Source organism: Bradyrhizobium sp. BR 10289 (genome assembly GCF_019455385.1).
In the GTDB taxonomy this organism is placed as follows: Bacteria; Pseudomonadota; Alphaproteobacteria; order Rhizobiales; family Xanthobacteraceae; genus Bradyrhizobium.
Genome location: NZ_JACOFR010000017.1, coordinates 71,840 through 87,273, shown reverse-complemented (window position 1 = coordinate 87,273; position 15,434 = coordinate 71,840). Strand labels below are relative to the sequence as shown.

Here is a 15,434-nt window from a genome sequence, read left to right as displayed (position 1 = left end):
GGACGGTCATATGAACAGCCGCCTCTGTACAGGGCAGCCGTCCATCTATCACAATGCATTTTCGGCATGGATGCGGTGAACCGAAGCGGTGAACCTAACCGTCTCTGCCGGTACATAAGTATGTTTGGGGGGACGTTTGATGGCGAGTTGGTTCTACGCATCCGAGGGCAAGCAGCAGGGGCCCTATCCGGAAGGGCAATTCCGCGACCTGATCGCGCAAGGCGTGGTTCGCCCCGATACGCTGGTATGGACCGAGGGCATGGCCGGCTGGCAGAAGGCCCTCGAAATTCCGGGCCTGATCGGCGGCAGCGGTGCACCCCCAATGATCCCCGCCGGAGGCCCGCCGATGGGTGGCGGAAGCTATGCCGCGGGCGGCTCGCTGTCGGCCGATTTCAGCGCGTTCGGTCTGCTCGGCCGCAGCATCGTATTCGTCATCGGCATGCTGCTGGTGATCCCGGCGCCCTGGGTCGCGGTCTGGTTCTACAAATACATCACGTCGCACATTCAGGTGCCGGGTCGTCCGAATTTCGGCTTCGCCGGTCAACCGATGGACATCTGGTGGGCGTGGATGGCGAATGCCCTGCTGACTTATGCCGGCGCCACCGGCGTTTCCTACGCGCCGCTCCTTGCCACGATCGTCAATGCCTTCCTGGGCTGGGTGATCCTCCGCTGGATCGTCGCCAATCTCAGCTCGAATGGCGAGCGGCTGCCGCTCTCATTCCAGGGCAGCGCGATCGGCTATGTCGGCTGGTATCTGCTGATGCTGATCTCGACCATCACCATCATCGGCTGGGCCTGGGTGCTGGCCTATTGGATGCGCTGGATCTGCCGCAACACCGAGGGCACGCGGCGCGAGATCCAATTCAACGGCAGCGGCTGGCAGCTGCTGTGGCGCACCCTCGTGTTCTCGCTGGCCTGCAGCTTCATCATCCCGATTCCGTGGATGCTGCGCTGGTACGGCAATTGGTACGTTTCGCAATTCGCGCTGGTCGACCGCGCGGCCGCCGCTGTTCGCAGCTACTAATGGCTACCTCCGCTCCCGCACCGAGCCTTCCTGCGCGACGGAGGCCACCAGCGTACCGTCAGGCTTGAAGATCGAGCCGCGCGTCAAGCCACGGCCCGATTGCGCGCTCGGCGAATCCTGCGCATAGAGCAGCCATTCGTCGGCACGGAACGGCCTGTGGAACCACATCGCGTGATCGAGGCTCGCCGGCATCATGCGCTTGTCGAACAGCGTGCGGCCGTAGCGCGCCATGATCGCATCGAGCAGCGAGAAGTCCGAGGCGTAGGCCAGCGCGCACATGTGCAGCGCCGGATCGTCGGGCAGCTTTGCCGCCGTCCTGATCCAGACGTGAATGCGGCCGTCCTCGATCTTCTGGCCGAAATAGCGGCCAAGCTCGACCGGGCGCAATTCGATCGGACGATCGGATTCGTAGTAGCGGCGGATGAACTCGGGCATCTCGCGGAACATCGGCTGCTTGGCCACCTCCTCCGCGGTCAGTTTTTCCGGCGGCGGGACGTCAGGCATCTTGTCCTGATGATCGAAATTGGTCTCCTCGTCGGCGTGGAACGACACCATGATCGAGAAGATCGCGTTGCCATGCTGGATCGCGGTGACGCGCCGGGTCGAATAGCTCTTGCCGTCGCGCAGGCGCTCGACCTGGTAGATGATCGGGATCTGCGGATCGCCGGGCAGAATGAAATAGCAATGCAGCGAATGCGGCAGCCGGCCCTCGACGGTGCGGCAGGCCGCGACCATCGCCTGCCCGATCACCTGGCCGCCGAACACCCGCTGCCAGCTCGTCTTCGGGCTGCTGCCGCGGAACAGATTCACCTCGAGCTGCTCGAGGTCGAGGATCGAGATCAGGTCGATCAGACTCTTGGACATGGATTGAACTTTCTTGCCGTCGTTCCGGGCTTTGCCGCCGCCAGACGCCCCGGAATGACACATGAGGGCCGTTCCGCCCTTGTTTCACCGCACTGTTTCGCCCAGCTCAAGTCTGCTAGCAAGACCAAGAGTTAGCCGGGAAAGCGGGTATGTCGGTACAGGGTCACATTGTCATTGGCGGCGGCGCATTTGCAGGCCTGGCGCTGGCGCTGGCGCTGCGCCAGGGGCTCGGGCCCGAGATCCCCGTCATCGTCGCCGATCCCGCGCTGGCGACGCAGCCGAGCCGCGATCCGCGCGCGACGGCGATCGTAGCCGCCTGCCGCCGCCTGTTCGAGGCGATCGGCGCCTGGGATGATGTCAGGGCCGATGCGCAGCCGATCCTCGACATGGTTGTCACCGATTCCAGGCTGGAGGACGCCACGCGTCCGGTGTTCCTGAACTTTGCCGGCGACGTCGCGCCGGGCGAGCCGTTTGCGCACATGGTCGAGAACCGCCGCCTGATCGACGCGCTGGTGGCGCGCGCCGAGGCCGAAGGCATCGATCTCCGCGCCACGACGGTCGCCTCGTATGACGCGCGTGCCGAGGGCATCGACGTGACGCTCGGCGATGGCAGCGTCATTGCGGCGAGCCTGCTGGTCGCCGCCGATGGCGCAAAGTCAAAGCTGCGCGAACGCGCCGGCATCGCCACCCATGGCTGGGAATACGACCAGTCCGGCATCGTCGTCACGGTCGGCCACGAACGTGATCATCAAGGTCGGGCCGAAGAGCACTTCCTACCGGCCGGTCCGTTCGCGATCCTGCCGCTGTCGGGCAAGCGATCGTCGCTGGTGTGGACCGAGCGCCGCAGCGAAGCCGCGCGCATCGTCGCGCTGAGCGACGAGGAATTTCACGCCGAGCTCGAGCAGCGCTTTGGCCTGCATCTCGGCGAGGTCAAGGCGCTCGACAAGCCACGCGCGTTCCCGCTGTCCTACTTCGTCGCGCGCTCCTTCATCGCCGAGCGCCTCGCGCTGGTCGGCGATTCCGCCCATGTCATTCACCCCATCGCGGGCCAGGGCCTCAACATGGGACTGAAGGATGTCGCGGCCTTGGCCGAGGTCGTCGTCGATGCCGCCCGGCTCGGCCTAGATCTCGGCGGCGCCGACGTGCTCGAACGCTACCAGCGCTGGCGCCGCTTCGACACCATGGCGATGGGCGTTGCCACCAACTCGCTGAACTTCCTGTTCTCCAACCAGTCGACGCTGTTGCGCACCGTGCGCGACATCGGCCTCGGCCTCGTCGACCGCGCGCCACCGTTGAAGAACCTGTTCATCCGGCAGGCCGCTGGTTTGACCGGCGAGGTGCCAAGATTGTTGAAGGGCGAGGCGCTGTAAGGCGGCGAATGGTGAGTGGCGAATAGCGAGTGGATCCATTCGCTACTCGCCATTCCCTATTCGCCATCCTCAGTCGATCTTCCGCGCCTCTTCCGGCAGCATGATCGGGATGCCGTCGCGGATCGGATAGGCGAGCTTTGCCGACCGCGAGATCAGCTCCTGCTTGGCGGAATCGAACTCCAGCGGGCCCTTGGTCAGCGGGCACACCAGGATCTCCAGCAATTTCGGATCGACACTGGCTTCGGGGCGTTCGGTGGGCGCGTTCATCGTGGTCTCCGGCGATCGCCTGCCTCTAGCATAGAAAATCGCTGCCGCCCATCGCGGTGCTCACGCGGAAACCATCCGCATGATCTCGTCGATCAGACCCTGGAGCCGCGCGGCCGGCACCGGCGGGCCTGACAGGGCGAAGCCGAGAAAGGTCCAGTACAGGATCTGCGCGCGGGCCTGCGCCCTCGCAGGCCCAAGCCCCCGCGTCTCCAGCAATGTCTCGATATAATCGATCCGGCGGCGGTCGATCGCACGCACCGCGCCTTGCGCGGCCGCATCGAACGCCGCCCAGTTGCGCACGGCGCGCTCGAGGTCGAGCCGCGCGCCAAAGCTCCTGCGCAACAGCGCCTGCAACGGCTCGTCGCCGGCCGCCTCGACATCGGCGATGATCTGCTCGGCCGCGATCTCGCGCCAGCGCATCAGCACGGCTGCGTGGAATGCGCCGAGATCGGCAAAATGCCAATAAAAGCTGCCGCGCGACACGCCCATGGTCTTGGCCAGCGGATCGGCCTTCAGCGCCGTAAAGCCGCTCCTGGCGAGCGCCTTCAGGCCTTCCTTGATCCAGTCGTCGGCGGAGAGCTGCTCGGTCATGTCGGGTCCCGGGAAACCGACCATACACTAGTGTATTGACAGGCGGCAGGCCAGCGCTTACTCAACCATACATAACTGTATGGAGATATCGATGCGTGATCTCTTGCTTCAGTGCGCCGGCGTCCTGGCCATTGCCGTGGCCCTGATCCACGGCTACCTCGGCGAGGCCAAGGTGTTTCCGCGCGTCCATATCGAGCCGGAGCGGCTGCGCATCCTGATCCGTCTGGTCTGGCAGGCCTCGACGGTCGCCTGGATTGGCGGCGGCGTGCTGCTGATCGCAACGCCCCGGATGGACTCGGAGCCTGCACGTCACTGGATCGTCGCCACCATGGCCTGCGTGTTCGGCCTCTCTGCCGTCGCCAACGCCTGGGCCACGCGCGGCCGGCATTTTGGCTGGATGGCGCTGAGCGTCGTCGTCGCGCTCGCGGTGGCGGGTTACTAGAAGTGAGGCGTAAGGCCGCAGCGGCGGCATGAATCCACGCTGCACTCGGAGCGCGCTGATCTTTTTCGGATCGTTAGAATAACTCTAAGGCCGTTCGGCCCCGAACCGGATTGACTTCACCCGCGCCTTCGCTTCCTTCGGTCCCGCTTCGCGCCACGCGCGCACGACAGAGGAGGAGAGGTTCGTGAAGGTTATTCGTGTTGTTGCAATTGCACTGACGGTCGGCATGGGGATGAGCTCGGCGGCCATGGCCGACGGCTTCAAGGACTGCACCGAGCTCGACAAGGCGTCGTGGAAGCCGGCCAGCGAAGCCGAAGCCAAGGCCAAGGCGCTGGGTTACGAAGTGCGGCGATCCAAGATCGAAGGTTCGTGCTATGAGGTCTACGGCGTCAAGGAAGGCAAGCTCTACGAGCTGTTCTACAGCCCCGAAGATCTCAGCTTGAAGAAGACGGTTGCCAAGTAAGGTTCTCGAGTAAGGTTTGAGGATAGTCGCGGCTTGATCGACGAAGCGGTCCCAGAAACGCGCGGGGCGTCCGACCGGACGCCCGCGGATCGAACCGCACCGCGGACGGTCGCAGTCTGGGACCTCCCGCTTCGCCTCTGGCACTGGGCCCTCGCGGCCAGCATCCTGGCCGCATGGTTCACGCCGACCATCTACGACAGGGCTCACCGCATCGTCGGCTATACGGTGCTCGGGCTTCTCGCCTTCCGTTTGATCTGGGGCTTCTACGGAAGCCGCTATTCGCGCTTCCGCATGGTCGGCGTCAGGCTGCGTGCCGCACCAGGCTATCTCTGGAATCTGCGCCGCGGCATCACCGGCCGCTATATCGGGCTCAATCCCGCCGGCACGTTGATGCTGGTCGCGCTGCTGCTGGCGACCGCCGTCTCGGCGATCACTGGCGCGCTGTCGGTGACCGTCACCTTCTTCGGCATCTGGTGGATCGAGGACACCCACGCCTACGCCTCGGACGCCGTGATGGTGCTGGCCGTGCTGCACGTGCTGGGCGTCGTGCTGATGGGACTGCTTCAGCGCGAGAACCTGATCCGCGCGATGTTCACCGGACGCAAGCGCATCCGGCATCACGGCTGAGGTCACTGCAACGGCGGATCGCCGCTGGTGCGCTTCTTGGCGAGGTCCATCTCGGTGACCGCGATCAGGATCTCGGCGCGGGTCTTCAGATCGGGCGCCTCCAGCATGGCCTGCTTTTCGGCGGGGCCATAGGGCGACATCATCGCCAGCGCGTTGACGAGCGCCTCATTGGGTGCGCTCTCGACGCCCTCCCAATCGACCTTGAGATTGTTGGCCTTCAGGAAGTCGGCGAGCACCGACAGCAGCGCCTCGCGATCGACCGCGTCCTCGCCCATGCGCGCGGTGAAATCGTCGACGAAGGCGAAGAAATCCACCTTGCACTGCCGGTAGGCGGTCAGCACCTCCAGTTCCTCGACCACCTTGAAGCGCGAGACGCCGGTGAGCTCGAGGATGTAGCGGCCGTCGCCGGATTCGGCGAGCTGGGTGATGCGCCCCACGCAGCCGACACGGAACAGCGCCGGTTTGTCGGAATTCTTCGGCGAGTGTGCGACATCAGGCTGGATCATGCCGATCAGGCGATGGCCGTCGCGAAAACTGTCGTCGACCATCGCGAGATAGCGCGGCTCGAAGATGTTGAGCGGCATCTGGCCGCGCGGCAACAGCAGCGCGCCCGGCAGCGGAAACACTGGAATGATTTCCGGCAGATCGGCGGGGCCGCGATATTCGATATTGATCGGCATCTGGTCCCCGCGTCGCTAGAGCAATCCCGTGCCTACGAAAACAGGATCGTCGACAAGCGCTTTCGACCCTCGACGGTTGCATCATCCGTGCCGCCCCAGGCCTCGAAGAACTGCACGAGCTGCTTGCGGGCGCCGTCGTCGTTCCATTTGCGGTCGCGCTTGACGATCGCGAGCAGCTGCTCGGTGGCCGCGGCCCGGTCGCCCTTCGCGTTCAGCGCGGTGGCGAGGTCGAATCGTGCCTGATGATCGAGCGGGTTTGCGGCGACTTTCTGCTCAAGCTCGGTGATCGGCCCGAGCTGCTCGGCCTGCTCGGCGAGATCGATCGCGGTCTGCACGGCCTTCACCGCGGGATCGTTGCGCTTGGATTCCGGCACCATCGCCAGCGTCTGCTTGGCCTGCTCCATCGCGCCTGATGTGGCGTAGCATTTGGCGAGGCCGGCAAGCGCGGGGATGTTGGTCGAATCGTACTGGAGCACTTCGGCGTAGATCTGCGCAGCCGCAGCCGCATCGCCCTCGGCAAGAACGGCCTCGGCCTCCTGGAGGATCTCGCCGATGTTGGGCTCACCCGGCGCGGTCACACCCTTGGTCAGCTTCTCGATGAAGGCATTGACCTGGCTCTCCGGCACCGCGCCCATGAAGCCGTCGGCGGGCTGGCCGTTGACGAAGGCGATCACGGCCGGGATCGACTGGATGCCCATCTGGCCCGGGATCGCCGGGTGGTGGTCGATATTCATCTTGACCAGCTTGACCTTGCCCTTGGCAGCCCGGACCGCCTTCTCCAGCACGGGGGTGAGCTGCTTGCAGGGGCCGCACCACTCCGCCCAGAAGTCGATCAGCACCGGCTGGCGCTTCGATTCCTCGATGACGTCCTTCACGAAGGTCTGGGTGGTGGTGTCCTTGATCAGATCGGCCGCAGCCGGGGCCGCTCCGTTACCCTGGTCGATGATCGTCACGGGATCCCCTCGTCATGTCTGGAATGGCGGCTCTTTAGCACGTCGCCAATTCATATGCTTCGTTGTCGGCTCCTAAATTGGGCCGAAAGGGCCGAATTTCAATCCGTCGGGGCCGATTCGCCGGTTCCGGGACAATTTCCGGCGATTCGGCCGCGTTCGGGTCGATTTAGCGTCCCCAATTGCGAATTGATGCTGCCGGTAGCTGTTGCATTCCCCTCCCGCTTTTGGCATACGACAGCCGTTGCCGGCGCGTCGCGCGACCGTCACAGGATGCGGGTGTAGCTCAGTGGTAGAGCACGACCTTGCCAAGGTCGGGGTCGAGGGTTCGAGCCCCTTCGCCCGCTCCAATTTTTCCGAGAGCATCCAGCCGGACTGACACCCCCACCGGGGCGTGGTCGCTGCGCCCGATTCTTGGTGTGGACTCGGCGTCCCAAAACCCTTGGTTCAGAGCGGTTCGCCTTGGCTATACAGCGCGAAGGAGGTCCTTGGTCTTTTCCAACGCTACTTTTGCGGTCGGCCGAAATGGATCTTTAATTAAAAGCTGATCAATCGCTGCCTTCACAAAGTCGGGCTTCAATCTGTCAATTGCGGTCAGCGTACTTGCGACGCGGTCGCGATAGCTCGCCAGCTCCTTGATGATCGATGCCGCATGCATTTCACTGCATGCCGCGATGTCGAATATGTCGCGTGGCGCGATGCGATCGCCCCGATGATAGACTTTCTTCGCAATGATTTCCGGGATTGTCTCCAACAGGACCGCTTCGCCTTCAACCTTCGCTGGCGTCGTCGGCGAACCTGTTAGTGACGGCACAGCGATAAAGTCGATCTCGCCAAATTCAAAGCCGAGCTTGAGAGACCGCGCTCCGTCCCCTTTGTAGTCAACAGGCTTAACCTCGAAATTGAAGTCATGCTTCTGCGGGTCGAGGAAGGAAAGAACTTGCGGGTCCGAGAGAAAGATATCAACATCGTGACTCAAGCGATGATCGATTTGCAGCATCATCGCCGTGCCGCCGCCGAACGTCCAATGATCAATGATTTTCTGTTCGACGTTCACTTGTCGGATCATCGCACAGGCAATGCGAAAAAGTTGCACCCAACCTGATTGAGCGCTCACGTGTTACGCCGCGAGTGGATAAGATTGCCCCGAAAATTCGGCGAACGCCTTCGCTGCGGCAACCAATTGATCGCGGCTGACGCCATGCATTTCAGCGAACGCGACTTGCAGCTCGGGTTCAACATCCCCAAAAAACGACGACATCGGACCGCAAGCCGCTTTCGCCGAAGAGGGATCCAGAAGGCAATCGACAAGCGCCTGCGCGTCTAGCTTTTGGCTATACGGCGCATTCACAGTCGCCAGAACCAGAACGGGGCTTTTCATCTGCGTCATTATCGAGATACCCCGTCAATATAGGGTTGACGGTGAAGTAGTTACATTCCCCCCGACGGCCTTCGCAGTCAATTTGTTTTCTTTTTGTTCCATCTGACGGGTCGGTCCATTCGGTCTCAAATGGCAATTCTGGTTACGGGCAGCGCGGGTCACCTTGGGGAAGCCATCCTGCGGACCCTCCGCAGGCACGGTTGCCCCGCTCGTGGCATCGACCTGAAGCCATCGCGCTTCACCGATGCCGTCGGCTCGATCGTCGATCCCGCGTTCGTGCGCCGCCAGATGTCCGGCGTCACCGCGGTGATCCACACCGCGACGCTGCACAAGCCGCATGTGGCGACCCATAGCAAGCAGGACTTTGTCGACACCAACGTCACCGGCACGCTCAATCTGCTCGAGGCGGCGGCGGACGCCGGCGTGAAGAGCTTCGTCTTCACCAGCACGACCAGCGCGTTCGGATCGCAGCTTCGCGCCGGGGCGGGACAGGCGGCGGTGTGGGTCACCGAGGATCTGCCGCCGGTGCCGAAGAATATCTACGGCACGACCAAACTGATGGCGGAAACTCTCTGCGAGCTGTTCTTCCGCGAGCGCGGGCTGCCGGTGATTGTCCTCCGGACGTCGCGCTTCTTCCCCGAAGACGACGACGACCCGGCGATGCGGTCGGCCTACTCGCTGGACAACGCCCAGGCCAACGAGCTGCTCTATAGACGGCTGGATATAGCGGATGCCGTGAGCGCCCATCTGCTCGCCGCCGAGCGCGCGCCGAAGATCGGCTTTGCCCGCTATATCGTGTCCGCCACCACGCCGTTCGAGCCGCATCATCTCGCGGACTTGACGCGCGATGCCGCAAGCGTCGTGCGCGCGCTCTATCCGGACTGCGCGGAACTCTACGCCGCGCGCGGCTGGCGGCTATTCCCCGAGATCGACCGCGTCTATGTCAACGCGCGGGCGCGGCGCGAGCTGGGCTGGCATCCCGAATTCGATTTCGCGCATGTGCTGCACAGCCTTCGCGGTAACGGCGATTTTCGCAGCGCGCTCGCGCGCGAGGTCGGGTCGAAAGGCTACCACGACATGACATTCGACGACGGACCTTACCCCGTCCAGCTGCCTCCAGATTAAGCTACGCCCGATGTCGATACCGCGTTGCAGCGAGATCGTTGCCGCTGCTGCATTCGCATCGGGAGAAAATCCGTCTCAACTTTTATTGAGCGCTACCGCGGCGCACGCGACGCGCTTCTCACCGCCGGCAGATGTGCTAACCTTTTTGCGTCTGCCTCTCGGGCGGACTTGAAAACTTCGCCTCTCGACTAGCCATAACAAAATAACGTGCAGCCCTGACGGCTGCCTTAGGGGAGTGACGCGATGACATCGATGTTCCATCGATCCGTGTTGGCGCTTGCAGCCGTGGCCCTTCTTGCAGGGACCAGCGCCGGCAGCGCGCAACAGCAGGACAAGAACCGGGCGCTGAAGAAATACGAATCCGGCACCAAGGAATTCTGGACCCATCCGCCGGATGACTGGTTCCTCGGCGACGAGACCGAGGCGCAGAAGGGTCTCGCGCCGCCCTCGGGTCCGCCGACCGGCGCCTCCGACGCCGAACTCGCCAACCTCGTCAAGAAGATCAAGCTGCCGCCGGGCTTCAAGATCGATGTCTACGCCTCAGGCGTGCTCGCCGCGCGGCAGATGGCTTGGGGCGACAAGGGCACACTGTTCGTCGGCTCGTTCGGCCTCGGCAACGTCTATGCCATCAAGGACAACAACGGCAAGAAAGAGGTCAAGACCATCCTGAAGGGGCTCAACATGCCCACGGGTCTGGCCGTCAAGGATGGCGCGCTCTATGTCATCGCGGTCGACAAGCTGATCCGCTACGACGACATCGAGAACAAGCTCGACAATCCGGGCGAGGGCAAGGTCGTCTATGACGACATGCCGTCCTATGCCGCACATGGCTGGAAGTACATCGCGGTCGACAAGGAGGGCTGGTTCTACATTCCATTCGGACCGCCTTTCAACGTCGGCATTCCCCCGACCAGCGTGTCGCAGATCCGCCGCGTCGATCCCAAGACCGGAAATGCGGAAATCTGGGCCCTCGGCGTCCGCAACTCGGTCGGCGGCGACGTCGATCCGCGCACCGGAAAGTACTGGTTCACCGAGAACGCCCGCGACTGGGTCAGCGACGATCTGCCCTCGGACAAGCTGAACATGATCAGCAAGATCGGCGAGCATTTCGGCTATCCCTACTGCCACCAGGGCGACCTGCCGGATCCGAAATTCGCGATGGGCCACAAATGCTCCGAGTTCACGCCGCCCGTGCTGAACCTCGGCGCCCACGTCGCTCCGCTCGGTATGAAGTTCTATACCGGCGATCAATTTCCGCCCGAGTACAAGAACAACATCCTGATCGCCGAGCACGGCTCCTGGAATCGCCACAAGTACCAGGGCGGCCGCATCATGCGCGTGATCGTCGGGCCCGACGGCAAGAACGCAAAGCAGGAAGTGTTCGCCTCCGGCTGGATTGAGGGCGATCAGGGCTATCTCGGCCGTCCCGACGACATCATCCTCGCCAAGGACGGCTCGATCCTCGTCGCCGACGACTGGGCCGGCGCGATCTACCGCATCAGCTACAGCAAGAAGTAGCGCGGCTACGATAACGAGGCTGCGACCAGGCTTGGCCGCAGCCTCTTTTGCTTGTGACGGGCCTGCTGTGGAACGCGTTCGTCGTGCCCGGACTTGATCCGGGCATCCATCAAACCAGAAACGCTTTGCAAACAGGATGGATTGCCGGGCCTGCGTCGCCTGGCAATGACAGTCGGAGAAATCAGCCATGCGGGTCGTTCGGTCTGGAATTCTGTTTGCGGCGTTGCTGCTCGCGCCGGCCGGTCAAGCCGCCGATAACGCCGCGATCAAGGAGAAAGCCGCGGTCTGCTCCGGCTGTCACGGCGAGAACGGCATCTCGCAGACCGAGAACATCCCCTCGCTGGCCGGCCAGCCCGATCAGTTCCTCCAGTGGCAGCTGGTGTTCTTCCGCGCCGGCTCGCGCAAGAACGACCAGATGCAGCCGATCGCGGAAGAAATCACCAACGAGGACATCCGCAATTTCGGCGCCTACTTCTCCCAAATGACGCCGCCTAAGGCAGAGGAAGACAAGGACCCGGATTTGTCGAAGAAGGGTGCGCAGGTCGCCATCGGTCGCCGCTGCGCCTCATGCCACACCGACAGCTTCGCCGGCACCAAGGCCGTCGCGCGGCTCGCAGGGCAGCGCGAGGAATATCTCGTGAAGGCGCTGCATGACTACAAGGCCGGCGCGCGCGTCGGCGGCGGTGTCGCCGCGATGGCCGATGTCGCCTATCACATGAGCGATGAGGAGATTACGGCGGTTTCGCATTATCTCGCGTATTTTAGGTAGCGGGGGCGAGCTACAAACACCGCTATCGTCCCGGACAAGCGCAGCGAAGCGGAGCGCCGATCCGGGACCCATAGCCACAGGATCGAATCGTCGCGTAAGCCGGTCACTACCAGCTTTCGACAAACCACGCGCAGTGGTGGGTCCCGGATCTGCGCGCGCTTGAGGCGCGCTTGTCCGGGACGACGGCGGAGCGTGTGGCTACCTACCCCGCCCGCTGCTTCTCATACGCCTTCAAATGCGTGTACGCGATGCGCAGCTTCGGCACCGGCACTTTCGCCGCGTCAGCGCGCGCGATGAGGTCGCCGATGACGTGATCGGCTTCGACCGGCAGGCCCGCCTTGATGTCGCGGAACATCGAGGCGGTCATCGGCGAGCCCTCGGTGGTGAGGTTGCCCTTGACGCGCTCGAAGAACGGGCCGCCCGGCGTGTAGCCGGAGGCGGTCGCGACCGCGCTGGTCTCATCCAGCATGCCGAGCAGGAAGTCGCGGCCGCCGGGCGCGGCAAGGATGTTGCCGACGGAGGTGCGCATCAGGCTGGTGGAAGCTGCAAGCGAGGACAGGAACACCCACTTCTCCCACATGTCCTGCATGATGTTCTGGCTGGCAGCGGCGCCATTGATACCGCTCCTGAAGGCCTCGTCGATCGCCTTGACGCGATCCGACAGCTTGCCGTCGCGCTCGCCGTAATTGAGCGACTGCATCGGCTGCAGCTGCACCACCTCGCGCTTCTCGTTCAAAGTCGCGGCGATGGCGCAGAGGCCGCCGAGCACGCGCTCCTTGCCGAACTTTGCGTCGAGCGTGTCGAGATGCTTCATGCCGTTGAGCATGGGGATGATCGACGTATTCGGCCCGACCGCCGGCGCAAACGACTTGATGGCATCGTCGAGGTCGAACGCCTTGCAGCTCAAGAGCACGACGTCGAATTTTTCCTTGAGCGCGTCGGCCTGCACCGTCGGCGGATTCTTCAAGGTGACATCGCCATTCGGGCTCTTGATGACGAGACCGGCGCTGGCGAGCTCACTGGCGCGCTTGGGGCGGACCAGGAAGGTGACGTCGCGGCCGGCCTGCAACAGCCTGCCACCAAAATAGCCGCCGATGGCGCCGGCGCCGACCACGAGAATGCGCATTGTAGAGCTCCGATTTTGTTATTGGCGAATGGCGAATAGGGAGTAGCGAATAGCAAGTGCAATTTCCACCCGCTATTCGCTACTCGCCATTCGCGCGCTTCACTTTCCCGACACCACCTCCTCGACCTCGCGCAATTGCTCCTTGCCGAAGAACATTTCGTTGCCGACGAAGAAGGTCGGCGAGCCGAACGCACCGCGGGCGACCGCTTCCTCGGTATTCTTGATCAGCTTGGCCTTGACCTCAGGGTCCTGGGCGCGCGCGAACAGCTTTTGGGCATCGAGCCCGGAGGAGGCCAGCGCTTTCGCCGCCACTTCAGGATCGTCCATCTTCTTCGGCTCGCGCCACATATGGTGGAAGGCAGCCTCGACATATTTCTCGAATACGCCCTCGGCCTGCGCTGCGATCGCGGTGCGCATCAGGTTCAGCGTGTTGACCGGGAAAAACGGGTTCATGACATAGGGCGGGACCTTGAAGCGCTTGATGAAGCGCTCGGTCTCGACCTGCTGGAATTCACGCTTGTTCTTGATACCGGCCAGCGTCTCGGCCGGCGACCTGTTGTTGGTCGATTTGAAGATGCCGCCGAGCAGGATCGGCACATAGTCGAATTTGACACCGATGCGCTGCTCGATCGCGGGGATCGCGAGATGGCTGAGATAGGCGTTCGGGCTGCCGAAATCGAACAGGAATTGCGGAGCTGTACGGGTCAAACTTGTTCTCCCTGACCTGGCTTCTTGAGACAGATTTTCTTCCATTGTGGCGCAGGGCGGGCCACAGGTCCACCGTTTAATGATGGTCATAATATCTTGATGATCAGACCAGACGCCGGATCGCCCGCTTCCGCCACACCATGAGGTAATAACCCGTCTGCAAGATGAGCATGGCGCAGAACACGATGGGATAGGCCGCCCACACGCCCGCGAGGCCGATGCTGCGGCTGAGGATCACCGCAGCCGGCAGCTCGATCGCGACAATGGCGAAGATCGACAGCAGCATCGGCGTCAGGGCCACGCCCGCCGCACGCATCGCGCCGGAGAATACCGTGGCGAGGCCGAACGGCACCGAACTCCACAGGGCGATGTACAGCAGCCCTTTCGCCAGGTCGAGCACGGCATCGTCGGTGATGAAGATGCCGAGCACCGCGCGTGGTGCGAGGTAGATCAGCGCCACCAGCCCGCCGGTCAGCACGAGGTTGAAGGCGAGGCCGGTGCGGACGATGCCGTCGAGCCGTGCCCTGTCGCCGCCGCCGACGGCCTGCGCGCCGAGGATCGAGACCGCGATCGAAATCGACATCGCTGTGAACTGGGTATAGCCCATCACCTGGTTGACGGCGCCATAGGCGGCGGTGGCGTCGGATCCATAACCGTTGACGAGGCCGAGCAGCACCAGTTCCGCCACCGCCATCACGACCATGCCGATTGCGCTCGGTAATCCGATGCCCAGAATTTTGCCCAGCATGGCACGGTTGAGCCGCAGATGGCTCAGCAGCGCGGCGTCCGGTGCAAGCGCGTGCTTCCTTCGCCGCAGATAGGCGGCCAACGCAATCAAGGTCAGCGCGTTGGCGATCGCGGACGCCCAGGCCGGGCTGGTGATGCCGGCGGCCGGCAGTCCAAACGACCCGCGGATCAGGAGCGGCGTCAGCATCAGGCCGATTGCCGTCGACAACGCCAGTGCCAGCAGCGGCGTGAGCGCATCGCCGACACCGCGGATCATCGCCGTCATCAGCAGGAAGACGAAGCCAAGCGGCATGGTGAGCAGCATGATGCGGGCATAGGCGCTGGCGGGAGCGAGAATGTCCGCGGGAGTCGCGAGCAGCATCATCAGTTGGCGGCTGAAGAGGCCGCCGATCAGCGCGATCGATATCGACAGCAGCAGCGCAATCGCGAGGGTCGTGCCCACGATGCTTTTGATTCTGCCGTGTTCGCCGGCGCCGAAGGCTTGCCCGATCAGCACCGTCGCACCGGTGCTGAGGCCCATGACAAAGGCGAACAGGAAGAACATCACCGGGAAGAACGTCGAGACGGCTGCAAGGGCCTCGACGCCAATCATCTGGCCGAGATAGATGTTGCTGACGGTGCCGAACAGCGATTGCAGCGCGTTGCTCAGCATCAGCGGCGCGAGAAAGCGGAGGAATGTTGTCCAGAGCGGCGTGGCGGCGGACATGGATGTGCCTTTCATCAGGGCGTGCAAAGCCGTTGCCGCGCGAAGCGCGGCTCGGCCGTCAATAGCAGTGTCAGCG

18 protein-coding genes and 1 tRNA gene are annotated in these 15,434 nt (G+C 63.3%); 9 read left to right on the top strand and 10 right to left on the bottom strand.

What is annotated here, in order from left to right:
* The first annotated feature begins 139 nt into the window (after positions 1-139).
* Positions 140-1,024 carry a DUF4339 domain-containing protein gene (locus HYH08_RS25120; protein WP_220012520.1) on the top strand — a complete coding sequence of 295 codons (885 nt, stop codon included), beginning with the start codon at positions 140-142 and terminating at the stop codon, positions 1,022-1,024.
* A 3-nt stretch (positions 1,025-1,027) separates the two neighbouring features.
* On the opposite strand, the gene tesB is transcribed toward HYH08_RS25120, so the two are convergent.
* Complete coding sequence (gene tesB / locus HYH08_RS25115) at positions 1,028-1,888, bottom strand: acyl-CoA thioesterase II (protein WP_220012519.1); 861 nt, start codon at positions 1,886-1,888, stop codon at positions 1,028-1,030.
* Positions 1,889-2,037: 149 nt separating this feature from the next.
* Here tesB and HYH08_RS25110 point away from each other — a divergent pair, with 149 nt between their 5' ends.
* Positions 2,038-3,258 carry a ubiquinone biosynthesis hydroxylase gene (locus tag HYH08_RS25110; protein WP_220012518.1) on the top strand — a complete coding sequence of 407 codons (1,221 nt, stop codon included), beginning with the start codon at positions 2,038-2,040 and terminating at the stop codon, positions 3,256-3,258.
* 69 nt (positions 3,259-3,327) lie between these two features.
* Here the strand turns inward: HYH08_RS25110 and HYH08_RS25105 are convergent, their stop codons facing one another.
* A complete protein-coding gene (locus HYH08_RS25105; protein WP_007598651.1) occupies positions 3,328-3,525 on the bottom strand; it encodes a Trm112 family protein in 198 nt (65 codons plus the stop codon).
* Between the two features lie 60 nt (positions 3,526-3,585).
* A complete protein-coding gene (locus HYH08_RS25100; RefSeq protein WP_220012517.1) occupies positions 3,586-4,116 on the bottom strand; it encodes a TetR/AcrR family transcriptional regulator in 531 nt (176 codons plus the stop codon).
* A 91-nt stretch (positions 4,117-4,207) separates the two neighbouring features.
* Here HYH08_RS25100 and HYH08_RS25095 point away from each other — a divergent pair, with 91 nt between their 5' ends.
* The 3 genes from HYH08_RS25095 to HYH08_RS25085 all read left to right on the top strand — a co-directional run bounded on the left by HYH08_RS25095 (position 4,208) and on the right by HYH08_RS25085 (position 5,648).
* Positions 4,208-4,558: a hypothetical protein gene (locus HYH08_RS25095; protein ID WP_220012516.1), complete on the top strand. Its 351-nt coding sequence runs from the start codon at positions 4,208-4,210 to the stop codon at positions 4,556-4,558.
* 184 nt (positions 4,559-4,742) lie between these two features.
* Positions 4,743-5,021: a PepSY domain-containing protein gene (locus HYH08_RS25090; RefSeq protein ID WP_220012515.1), complete on the top strand. Its 279-nt coding sequence runs from the start codon at positions 4,743-4,745 to the stop codon at positions 5,019-5,021.
* Positions 5,022-5,054: 33 nt separating this feature from the next.
* Entirely contained in the window at positions 5,055-5,648 is a 594-nt protein-coding gene (locus HYH08_RS25085) for a cytochrome b/b6 domain-containing protein (RefSeq protein ID WP_220012514.1), read from the top strand.
* A 2-nt stretch (positions 5,649-5,650) separates the two neighbouring features.
* Here HYH08_RS25085 and HYH08_RS25080 read toward each other — a convergent pair whose 3' ends face one another.
* Positions 5,651-6,328, bottom strand: a complete 678-nt coding sequence (locus HYH08_RS25080; RefSeq protein WP_220012513.1) for an LON peptidase substrate-binding domain-containing protein — start codon at positions 6,326-6,328, stop codon at positions 5,651-5,653.
* A 32-nt stretch (positions 6,329-6,360) separates the two neighbouring features.
* Positions 6,361-7,281: a thioredoxin gene (gene trxA, locus HYH08_RS25075; protein WP_220012512.1), complete on the bottom strand. Its 921-nt coding sequence runs from the start codon at positions 7,279-7,281 to the stop codon at positions 6,361-6,363.
* Positions 7,282-7,553: 272 nt separating this feature from the next.
* Between trxA and HYH08_RS25070 the strand changes: the two genes are divergently transcribed.
* Positions 7,554-7,628: transfer RNA gene (locus tag HYH08_RS25070), tRNA-Gly, on the top strand.
* Positions 7,629-7,744: 116 nt separating this feature from the next.
* On the opposite strand, the gene HYH08_RS25065 is transcribed toward HYH08_RS25070, so the two are convergent.
* Both HYH08_RS25065 and HYH08_RS25060 read right to left on the bottom strand, forming a co-directional pair.
* The gene (locus HYH08_RS25065) at positions 7,745-8,395 is read right to left on the bottom strand and encodes a nucleotidyl transferase AbiEii/AbiGii toxin family protein (RefSeq protein WP_349631462.1); all 651 of its coding nucleotides are present in this window, start codon (positions 8,393-8,395) and stop codon (positions 7,745-7,747) included.
* 3 nt (positions 8,396-8,398) lie between these two features.
* Positions 8,399-8,668: a hypothetical protein gene (locus tag HYH08_RS25060; protein ID WP_228748048.1), complete on the bottom strand. Its 270-nt coding sequence runs from the start codon at positions 8,666-8,668 to the stop codon at positions 8,399-8,401.
* Between the two features lie 120 nt (positions 8,669-8,788).
* Between HYH08_RS25060 and HYH08_RS25055 the strand changes: the two genes are divergently transcribed.
* The 3 genes from HYH08_RS25055 (at position 8,789) to HYH08_RS25045 (ending at position 12,071) form a co-directional block, all read left to right on the top strand.
* Positions 8,789-9,784 carry an NAD-dependent epimerase/dehydratase family protein gene (locus HYH08_RS25055; protein WP_220012511.1) on the top strand — a complete coding sequence of 332 codons (996 nt, stop codon included), beginning with the start codon at positions 8,789-8,791 and terminating at the stop codon, positions 9,782-9,784.
* A 243-nt stretch (positions 9,785-10,027) separates the two neighbouring features.
* Complete coding sequence (locus HYH08_RS25050) at positions 10,028-11,302, top strand: PQQ-dependent sugar dehydrogenase (RefSeq protein WP_220012510.1); 1,275 nt, start codon at positions 10,028-10,030, stop codon at positions 11,300-11,302.
* Between the two features lie 187 nt (positions 11,303-11,489).
* A complete protein-coding gene (locus HYH08_RS25045; RefSeq protein ID WP_220012509.1) occupies positions 11,490-12,071 on the top strand; it encodes a c-type cytochrome in 582 nt (193 codons plus the stop codon).
* A 202-nt stretch (positions 12,072-12,273) separates the two neighbouring features.
* Here HYH08_RS25045 and panE read toward each other — a convergent pair whose 3' ends face one another.
* The 3 genes from panE to HYH08_RS25030 form a co-directional block, all read right to left on the bottom strand.
* Positions 12,274-13,197 carry a 2-dehydropantoate 2-reductase gene (gene panE / locus HYH08_RS25040; RefSeq protein WP_220012508.1) on the bottom strand — a complete coding sequence of 308 codons (924 nt, stop codon included), beginning with the start codon at positions 13,195-13,197 and terminating at the stop codon, positions 12,274-12,276.
* A gap of 99 nt (positions 13,198-13,296) precedes the next feature.
* A complete protein-coding gene (locus HYH08_RS25035) occupies positions 13,297-13,905 on the bottom strand; it encodes a 2-hydroxychromene-2-carboxylate isomerase (protein WP_220012507.1) in 609 nt (202 codons plus the stop codon).
* 103 nt (positions 13,906-14,008) lie between these two features.
* Positions 14,009-15,358 carry an MATE family efflux transporter gene (locus tag HYH08_RS25030; protein ID WP_220012506.1) on the bottom strand — a complete coding sequence of 450 codons (1,350 nt, stop codon included), beginning with the start codon at positions 15,356-15,358 and terminating at the stop codon, positions 14,009-14,011.
* Positions 15,359-15,434: the final 76 nt, after the last annotated feature.